Below are 2904 nucleotides of genomic sequence, written 5' to 3' on the forward strand. Positions count from 1 at the left end.
AGATCCATAAGGCCAGGTTTTGGACTTCACCCTAGATATTTAGAACAAATCATCGGTAAGAATGCCAGAAAAGACATAGAGAAAGGGACACCTCTTGATTGGGCTTTTATTGAATAATGTCTTGCAATAAGGATAAATAAACATGAAATTCGGCTTAAAACTCTGGTCCATCAACACTAATCTGATCGATCAGGCTGTCCATCTTATCGATGAGAAGATATTTGATTATGTCGAGCTATTTGTGATACCAAACAGCGAGATTAAACCATTCTTAATAGACGTACCATACATAATTCACATCCCACACGAGAAGTTCGGAGTGAACATCGGCACTCCTTCAGCGAAGGAACGCACCCTGCAAAAGATCAATGAATCCATTGCCTGGGCCGACCAGCTGAATGCAAAATACTTGATACTCCACGCGGGTCACGGTTCCATGCAGCACGCCACAGACCTGCTGCACAATTTATCAGACAGCCGGATCCTCATCGAAAACATGCCGAAGGTAGGGCTTGGTAGTGAAGCTATGATCGGGTATTCGCCTGCGCAGATCGAAGAGCTGATCGGGGATAGTTGTATGGGGCTGTGTCTGGATTTCGGGCATGCGGTGAAGGCGGCGGTGAGTCTTGGGGTAGATTACAAGGAGTATTTGCAGAGGTTTATGGGGCTTGAGCCGAGGGTGTTTCATGTGAGCGATGGGAGGTTGGGTGAGGAGAAGGATGAGCATATGGGAATTGGTGAGGGAAATTATGATTTCGGCTATTTTTTACATTGCGTCAAAGAGAATCCATTTCAGTTGATTACGATTGAAACCCCACGAAAAGAGAAGGGATTACTGCACGAGGACATACAAAATATCAATCGATTAAAGGCATTAAATCTTGAATGAAACTGTGGCGATAAGTATGATGGAAGTAAGTGCGAAAATGAATGCTAAAACAAAACGAAACATGAAAATTGTTGCTACAATAGAAGCCAGGATGACTTCTACAAGGCTATTCGGAAAGGTACTAAAGCCTGTTATGAGGTGCCCAGTACTTGAACTGCTAATAGAAGAAATGCAAATATCTGAAATTCAATGCTTTAAGACATTAATCTTGCTTGATACCGAAGTACAGGTCAGAGATTGCCTCTCATGGCTTGATGACATTGATGGTGAGCAAGGAATTATTGCACTTACGCCGCTTGCCATGCATGAACTCGATAAAAAGCGAATTCTAATAGCTTAGATCCAGGAATACATTTATGAAAGTTACTAACAAACATAAGAGGGAATAGAATGAAGGTTTTAATTTATTCTCATGTCTCCAATTGGCAAATCCACCATGCTGAAACTATCGAACTAGCGCTCAAGCATATCGACTTAGGGGACGATGTCTATGTTCTTTCTTGTGATGGTGCGTTGACATCGTGCCCAGCTAACACTTATCATAACAAATATTTATGTATATCTTGTAAGGCGCAGACCAACTATACAATGACGAAAATCCTTCGTGGTCAAGCTAAGGACTTCAGATTAAAGCTTCGAGAAAATAGTATAAACTTACCATATTTCTCAACTTTAGAGGAACTTAAAAAGTTCCGCTTATATGACGTTCCTTTTGGTGAGCTCGTTACATCACAGTTAGTCGATGACGCACGAGATTGCTATATAACAGTAGAGGATATTCAGCCAAGGATTGAAAGCTTACTGCAAAATTCAATAGCACTCTATACTGAGGCGAGAAAAATAATCCGGGAATCCGGGGCTGAAATGGTTTATGTGTGGAACGGAAGACGATGCTCAGATGGACCTGTATGTTATGCGGCAAGAGACGAGGATGTCACTTACAATACATATATTTCTGGTGGGAAAAAGAACACATATATGACACTTCCAGCATTGAAAGTACATGGGTTGGTAGAGAATAAGAAATTAATGGAAGAGTTGTTTGCTGATTCTGTGAAGCAAAGGGGAATAAAGAATACAGAAGAAGATTCAATGTTGTTCTATACCCTTCAGAAGAACGGTGGCGGAGATTTTCCGGGTTGTATTTACTTTGGATATAATTTTTCTGAAACTATTACCCTTAAAAATGACGGCATTAAAAAACGAGTTGTAATATTTCCAAGCAGTTTATGGGAGTTTTATGCAATGAGTGATTTTAGACGTTACGACGACCCCTACCCTAACCAATATGATGGAATCGAACAGATCCTTAATGACGAGAGAGTTTATGCAGATAATTCCCTGTTTGTCCGTTGGCATCCTAATCTTAAAACCTGTGGTAAAAATGAAAGAAAAGTGATTGACGAAATAATTCAAGAGACATCAGAAAATACGGTGCATTTTACCCCAGAATCCACAATTAATAGTTACGACCTAATTGATTCTGCGGATGTTGTTGTAACCTTTGGCTCCACAGTTGGAATCGAAGCAAATTTTTATGGAAAGCCGTCTATTATGATGGGGCATGCTATATATGAAGACACGGGGGCATGCTACACACCAAAATCTCATGAAGAGTTCGTCACGCTAATAAATTCTGAGCTCATGCCTCTTCCCAAGACCGGAGCTCTGAAGTATGGCTACTATCAAAGGAATTACGGTCAAAATGAGTATAGATTCCTCACCCAAAATTCATCAGGAGTTTTTTATTATGGACGCCACCCAATCGCTACGCTGTGGTGTAGGATTAAGAATGATGTCAGTGGGATCCCATTATTTCGAAAAGTCTATGAATTGTTTCGAAAAACTGTCAAAAAATAGTAGGGAATAAATGATGAATAAAATCGAATCAATAATTAAATCAATACAAACGATTGATGTCGAAGAGAATAATCTGATAAAATTCATTTCTTCCGTTAATTTAACTTGACATTGTCACATTAGCTTTCCTCACATAAATATTATCGGTTGATCCT

The 2904-nt window shown here is 39.8% G+C and carries 4 protein-coding genes; all 4 read left to right on the forward strand.

Annotation, left to right across the window (positions count from 1 at the left end; translation table 11 throughout):
• A partial coding sequence (locus IBX40_12470) for a pseudaminic acid synthase (protein ID MBE0525123.1) occupies positions 1-117 on the forward strand: 117 nt, incomplete at its 5' end.
• 25 nt (positions 118-142) lie between these two features.
• On the forward strand, positions 143-889 hold the full coding sequence (locus tag IBX40_12475; protein ID MBE0525124.1) for a TIM barrel protein: 747 nt from the start codon (positions 143-145) through the stop codon (positions 887-889).
• Complete coding sequence (locus tag IBX40_12480) at positions 882-1229, forward strand: hypothetical protein (protein ID MBE0525125.1); 348 nt, start codon at positions 882-884, stop codon at positions 1227-1229. The genes IBX40_12475 and IBX40_12480 overlap by 8 nt, the downstream gene beginning before the upstream one ends.
• Positions 1230-1477: 248 nt before the next feature.
• Positions 1478-2749, forward strand: a complete 1272-nt coding sequence (locus IBX40_12485; protein MBE0525126.1) for a hypothetical protein — start codon at positions 1478-1480, stop codon at positions 2747-2749.
• Positions 2750-2904: the final 155 nt, after the last annotated feature.

It is taken from the genome of Methanosarcinales archaeon (assembly GCA_014859725.1).
Classification (GTDB): Archaea; Halobacteriota; Methanosarcinia; order Methanosarcinales; family Methanocomedenaceae; genus Kmv04.